We start from the raw sequence: 6,325 nt of genomic DNA, 5'->3' as shown, positions 1-6,325 counted from the left end.
AGGTAAGAGTGATAAATGTTAGTAGTTTTTTTCAAAGTGTCCTTGACATAGGGTCCACTTTAAAAGGAGCGGCTGTTTTTTCTATCAACTATTAAAAAATAATGTGAGCAATGCCTGCTATAATTGGTAAAGTGATCAGGGTACGTAGAAGGAAAATAATAAATAAATCTTTCATATTTACAGGTACCTTCGAACCCAGTAATAATCCACCAACTTCAGACATGTAAATCAGCTGGGTTACTGACAGAGTGGCAATGACAAAACGGGTCATTTCACTTTCAATTCCTGCCCCGATAATCGCAGGTAAGAACATGTCAGCAAATCCGACAAGAATCGTTTCGGACGCGGCTTGGGCATAAGGGACTTGCAATAGTTCAAGTAAGGGTATGAACGGATAGCCGAGCCAAGTAAATACTGGCGTGAACTCCGCAATAATGAGCGCGATTGTACCAAGAGCCATTACGATCGGAGCAACTCCCATCCACATATCTAGAATGTTCTGGCCACCTTGTTTAAAAAATTGCTTAGGTCCTTTTGCTTTGCTCCCACGTTCTACGGCTTGAGAATATGCATACGTAAGGGTATTATGCTCGGAAGGAATTTCTTCCCCAATTTCATTCGCCTCTTCTGTAACGTATGTGTTTGCTTTACGAGACAGAGGTGGAATGCGTGGCATAATTAATGCTGCGATAAATCCAGCAATAGCAACGGTTATATAGAAAGGAATGAACATATGCTCAAGGTCCACTTCCGAGATGACAACGAGACTAAATGTGATCGAAACTACCGAAAATGTTGTACCAATAACTGCTGCTTCACGCTTAGTGTAATGTCCTTCTTCATACTGTTTACTCGTAAGCAACACGCCAATTGTCCCGTCTCCTAACCAAGAAGCTAAGGAATCAATGGAAGAACGACCAGGGAGTTTGAAAAGAGGTCGCATAATTTTCGTTAGCAATACACCGAACAATTCTAGAAGTCCAAAGTTCAGTAGCAAAGGTAAGAACAAACCTGCAAAAAGAAAGACAGCGAATAAAACGTGAAGAAGATCATCTAAGAGAAGCGCACCTGTATTTGCAGATGTGACAGCTGTTGGCCCCACTTGGAAATAGACCATCATAGCAAAAATCATTCCTAATATTCGTGTAATGACCCAAATTGTCGGGACATTAAAAAGGGACTTGAAGAATGGAGTGCGATCTAATTTATCGGGTCCAATTATTTTCACTATCAGTGTAATGATCGCTGTTATTGAAATAATGACCATCATAATAAGTGATAAATAGTTTGTTAAAATATCTTGAAGCCACGTCGCTAGTATTGCGATTAAAATCGTGACTGATTCGTCTTCTGCATTATAAAAGGGCACCATGAATAAGATAATGCCTAATAATGAAGGAATAATAAACTTCAAATGAGAAGAAGCATTAAATTGCCTTGCTTTCATAAAGTAGCTCTCCCGTCTAAAAATTAAATGTAAGAATAAATATACAGCGTTATTTATTTTAATACGAATTCACAAAAAAGCCAATAGAAAATATTAGAAGTAAAGACAATTATATGATTATCCCACATACCTTTTTAAAATGCGGTCAACTGGAGGTCCATAACTTTCACCAAATATATTCAAATGAACAAGTAAATAGAAAAGCTGATATAATGGCTTCATTTCTTCATAGGTTTTAGGTAGAGGAGAGATTTCTTCATAAGCCTCATAAAAGGATGACTGAAACCCTCCGAATAATTCAGTAAATGCTAGCTCAAATGCAGAATCTCCATATACGATGGATGGGTCAACTAAGAATGGCTCGCCCTCTAGACCAGCTATAAAGTTTCCGCCCCATAAATCCCCATGTAGGAGAGAAGGTGCGGGGGATGAGGGGATCCACTGTTCAAGATTAAGTATAAGTTTTTCAAGTCTGATTTTCCTTTTCTCAGGTAGTCGTCCTTTTTCAAGAGCGATGTTAAATTGGTGGTTCAATCGAAAATCTTGATAATAGTCTAGCCATGAATCCCTCCAGTCATTAGGCTGGTCCAGTTCGCCGACAAAAGTAGGGTCACTAAAACCGTAACGATCAGAAATTTGTTGGTGCATAAGTGCTAAATTTCTTCCTAACTTCTCTTGGGTATGAGTTTTTTCCTGTCCATCGATCCACTCCATTGCTAACATTCCAATTTCGCCTTGTTGAGGTTCATCATAGTAATAAACTCTTGGAACAGAGATGGTATGAGAGTCACGAATGAGTTGTAAACCAGATGACTCGGCTTTGAAAAAATGAGAGGGAACACCACTATTCCCTTTTATAAAGTACTGCTCTTCTTTTGTACGAACATAAAAAGCTTCGTTAATATCTCCCCCAACAACTTGACGAATTTCTTCTATAGTAGATAAATCATTCATTTTTCTTAAGACACGTTCAATCTCTTGTTTCATGTTTTACCTCCATTCAAAATAACTACTCGTTCTCTTTTCCCTTTTCATAAAAAAACAATCGCTAAAATAACTAAGAACCAGAGCGAAATGCTCTGGTTCAGTGATAAATTGTATTTGAAGATGTATCTTTAGCTTCCCTTTCATAAGCGTATATCGTATGAATTTCTTTAAAACCTAAACTTTCATATAACTGCTCTGCTACATCATTATTCGTTCGAACAGAGATTGTTACAACTTGAACATCAAAAACATAGAACGCATATTGCAAAGCATGGTCAATTAAAGCTGAACCAATTCCACTGCTACGGACCGAGGGGTGTACATTAACAAAACAGATTTCTCCTTCTTCTGGGGTGATCCATTCAAAGTAGAGGTAACCTGCTAATTCGCCATCCTGTTTATACCCCCATAATTTATTCGTCTCCTGTGAGGAAAGTTCAATCATTTCTTTCGTTGTATAGTAAGCTCCAGCAGGGTGAAGTTCATGTAATTGAGTGTGGTCATTATCTTGTACTTCTTCAATAGTCGGATACTTTTCAGACGAAGGTGAATAATGTGATTGATGAAGGGCTAAAGTTTTCTCCGTATTATACAAGTGGAAATGATGGCGCTCTGCAAAGGAGACAAGATCGCTATTTTCCTTGAAACAAGCAACCTTTACAGCATCAAAGTGGAGTTGAATGGTTAGTGAAGCCTTGTCCCATAAACTTTCGATTACTTCTGTTCCCTTGTGAATAGAAAAAGGTCCGAGTAGTCGACACATTTTTTGCTCGAAGAAAGGAAGGATGCCGATAAAACCTATAATTTCTTCACCATCCCAAGCCACATAGGCCAGCGGCTCCTTGAATTGGGTAAGTGTCCAGATTTGTTCGAAAATCTCATTTGGATCTGACGCTAGCCAGGCCACATAATGTTTATCCTGTTCATTCATGCCATGCAGCCATTCCGCTACTGTATGTAGTTGTTTTACTTCTAATTCACGGATATGCAAATTAATCACCTTTTTCCTTTTGATAAAAGCATGACACAAGAGGGGAGGGAAGCGCAAGCATATGAAAAAGGAAGTTAATGTTCAACTGGTCCTCAAACTATGGATGAAAAAAAGCCAGCCAGTGCGGGGTTAAGTAGTTCAGTTTTGAGGTGTAAACGTTAAAAATGTAAGATGAATTGAGCATCAGCAATTTGGTGTTCTTTTTGTTGATATCTAAGGAGTTATTCAACTAACAAGCAGGATTGTTAAAGACCCGATTCTGAGATAATGGTGTAGAGAAAGGTGCGGTGGGGAAGGAGTCGCTTTCCGTCGGCGTGCGCTGAGCCTCCTCAGGCTGGCGCCTTCCGGGGTCTCATCTAACCCGCGTATCCCACTGGAGTCTCCCCCTTTCCCATCCCCCATTCTCCGATGAAAAGCAACGGAACCTCCACACTTTTATTAAACAATCTGGGGCTTTAGTTGAAGAACAGGCATTTTGTTACAATTTCATTTTCAAATTCATATAAAAAAGTAGTCCAATTAAGGAGGGAAATAGTTACTCCAAAACTGAACTACTCAGTGCGGGGCTGGTTGTCTTTATTTCTATTATTTCTGCTTCTTAGGACCTTTTTCTTTATAAGTCACTTCATATTCAAATTCTACAGGATTGAGTTCATCCTGTGGCGCTGCATAGTAAGTGGTCATATATGTTTTTCCAGGTCGGAAAGTTTTTTGGATGTTTAAAGCATCTTCTTTTGTAATATTAAAAGGATCAACTTCAATCACTTGTTGTTTTCCAGCTTTATTTTCTTTAATGAATGTTACACCATAATTTACGTATCTTTCTTTTAATTCATTTTCATTAACAAAATCTTCAACTATATCGCTGCTCCCGTCAAAAGAAATGCTAGCTTCAGGGATTTCAATATTTTTAATGAACCATCCTAAATCATTAAATCCCCAGTCAGTAAGATAGCGGAAGGAGACTAATACTTCCTCTCCAGTATAACTAGACAGGTCAAAAGATTCTTCCTGATAGTCTTCGAAGTATCCGGTGAATCCCGGGATATTTTCTTTGATCTTCGGATACCCTTCGTCAACTACATCTGAGCGAGTGTTTTCATTTTCAAGAGAAGTCCATGTCTCACCATTATCAGTAGAAACTTGAACTACACCAAAGTCCCACTGTTCTTCAATATCAATGAAGTGTTCAAAGTTTAAAGTAGCTTCCTTTAAAGTAGTTAAGTCAGCTTCAAAAATTAATTTGTTATCGACTTCATCTCCAGATCCGCCAAACAGGACTTGTTCTTCACTACCGAGAGGATCTCCCGTAGTCTCCCACTGGATAGGCATGAAATCAACACCGTTAAAGCTGAAATCTTCTACATTTTCACCTGGCTCAATATTAAACTCCTTAAAATCTGTACCCCAGGCAGGAACACCGTCTTTTTCATAATCCTTTGCTTTCTCAAAGTTCACAGTCATTCCCCGTAGATCGTCCTCGCCGCTAACAGGAATATTACGGAGGTCGATGTTTTCAAATCCGTACTTGCCACTCTTAAATTTGTTATCATCCATGACGAGAGCAGAGGTGAAGTTTTGATATACTTCATTAAATGTTGTATTGATACCAAATTCTTCATATGCATTCTCAAAGCTTTCAATACTGTTCAATTCATTCTTTGCTACAGAACGGATGAATTCCTGTCCAAATTGTTCGTAGTTATAAAGCGTGAACAGCTGAACTAACCCATAATCAGCGATCGTTTCAGGACCTGTTTCTGCTCCAACATGCTCATCCCAGCTTGTCAAAGAGTTCTCGGGATGATCAAGCAAGAAGTTAATCGAACCACTGTCCATTCCGTAGCCGCCTAGGTATTCAGAGAAGGTAGACATTCCTTCGTTCAGCCATGTAGTTTCATCGGAATCGTTGTCAGCATGAATAAGATGTTGTAACTCATGGATGGTTGTACCGAAGAACGTACTCTCCAACCGCTCTTCCCAGTTATTAGTGTCGATTGTTATCATATTACGGTCTGTATAGTTTTCTAAGGTTTGCCAGAAAAATCCAGCAACAAAGAATGGATAGTCTGGATCATTGTAGTTATCGTCTGGTATGTTATCGACCATAATCAGTATTTTATCTCCGTCTCCTTCATAATAACCTTCAGGAAGTCCAACCATTCCTGGCAATAGAGAATCACTTCCATCTAATGAATCTGGGGTGCCAAAGAAATCTGTTGCCACAGGATACATATTGCTATCAAATTCCTCTGTCATCATATTAACCTGTTTCTGGGTAACCACATGGTCTTCACGTGGATCGCCTTCTGGGAAAGAAAGATCATTGGCCACCCAAACTTCTGCATGGTCACCAACACTACGTAGCGTAAATTCTTTAAAAGCTAAGTCCCTATTTAAAAATAGCTTTGTTCCTCCATCGTATGTAAAATTGCCGTCTGTGTTGTTCGGGTCGGATTTAGGTTCTTCATCGTTAAAATTAATGTCTTGCGCGCTTTCTTTGATCTTTTGATTGGCATCTTCTTGGAATCCATCTTGTTCAGATTCTTTTTTAAGCAGACCATCAATATCAATTCGGTCTCCATACCGTTCTACGTTCCAATTATCGTACGTTGAGCTGTTACTAACATTAGCTGTTGCTGCAGGAGCAAACAATGATAATGTTAAGACGCTGGCTGATAGTAATGCAGTGATCTGTTTTTTCATGTGCATGAAAACCTCCTATGTGGAATTTATTTCGTGATCCGCATGTTCATTATAATAGTATGGGTGAAAATATTCAAAAAATTTAGAATAGTATATTGGTAGTATTTTTCAGGTAATGGTAATGAAAGGTCATCAGTTAAAAGTGCTTTTTTATAGGAGTTTGTAACTGTTTTTTTGTGATGATGAAGTAAAAA

At 38.7% G+C, this 6,325-nt stretch carries 4 protein-coding genes; all 4 read right to left on the bottom strand.

From position 1 onward, the window contains the following. Window positions 1-91: 91 nt before the first annotated feature. Window positions 92-1,447 (bottom strand): YjiH family protein, encoded by a 1,356-nt coding sequence (locus ACFQIC_RS10695; RefSeq protein ID WP_204708244.1) that lies wholly within the window; start codon window positions 1,445-1,447, stop codon window positions 92-94. Between the two features lie 117 nt (window positions 1,448-1,564). Beyond that, window positions 1,565-2,434 (bottom strand): fructosamine kinase family protein, encoded by an 870-nt coding sequence (locus ACFQIC_RS10690; protein WP_204708243.1) that lies wholly within the window; start codon window positions 2,432-2,434, stop codon window positions 1,565-1,567. A 97-nt stretch (window positions 2,435-2,531) separates the two neighbouring features. After that, window positions 2,532-3,434, bottom strand: a complete 903-nt coding sequence (locus tag ACFQIC_RS10685; protein WP_390217080.1) for a GNAT family N-acetyltransferase — start codon at window positions 3,432-3,434, stop codon at window positions 2,532-2,534. Window positions 3,435-4,010: 576 nt separating this feature from the next. Next, on the bottom strand, window positions 4,011-6,131 hold the full coding sequence (locus ACFQIC_RS10680) for an immune inhibitor A domain-containing protein (RefSeq protein WP_204708242.1): 2,121 nt from the start codon (window positions 6,129-6,131) through the stop codon (window positions 4,011-4,013). Between the last annotated feature and the right edge of the window lie 194 nt (window positions 6,132-6,325).

This window comes from Halobacillus seohaensis, from assembly GCF_042663045.1.
In the GTDB taxonomy this organism is placed as follows: Bacteria; Bacillota; Bacilli; order Bacillales; family Halobacillaceae; genus Halobacillus_A; species Halobacillus_A seohaensis.
The sequence above is the reverse complement of the archived record's forward strand: the minus strand, read 5'-3'. Positions and strand labels throughout refer to the sequence as shown.

Excerpts from the sequence above, each read along its gene's own strand:
- ACFQIC_RS10680 (WP_204708242.1), bottom strand. The coding sequence starts at position 6,131 with ATGAAAAAACAGATCACTGCATTACTATCAGCCAGCGTCTTAACATTA.
- ACFQIC_RS10690 (WP_204708243.1), bottom strand. The coding sequence starts at position 2,434 with ATGAAACAAGAGATTGAACGTGTCTTAAGAAAAATGAATGATTTATCT.
- ACFQIC_RS10695 (WP_204708244.1), bottom strand. The coding sequence starts at position 1,447 with ATGAAAGCAAGGCAATTTAATGCTTCTTCTCATTTGAAGTTTATTATT.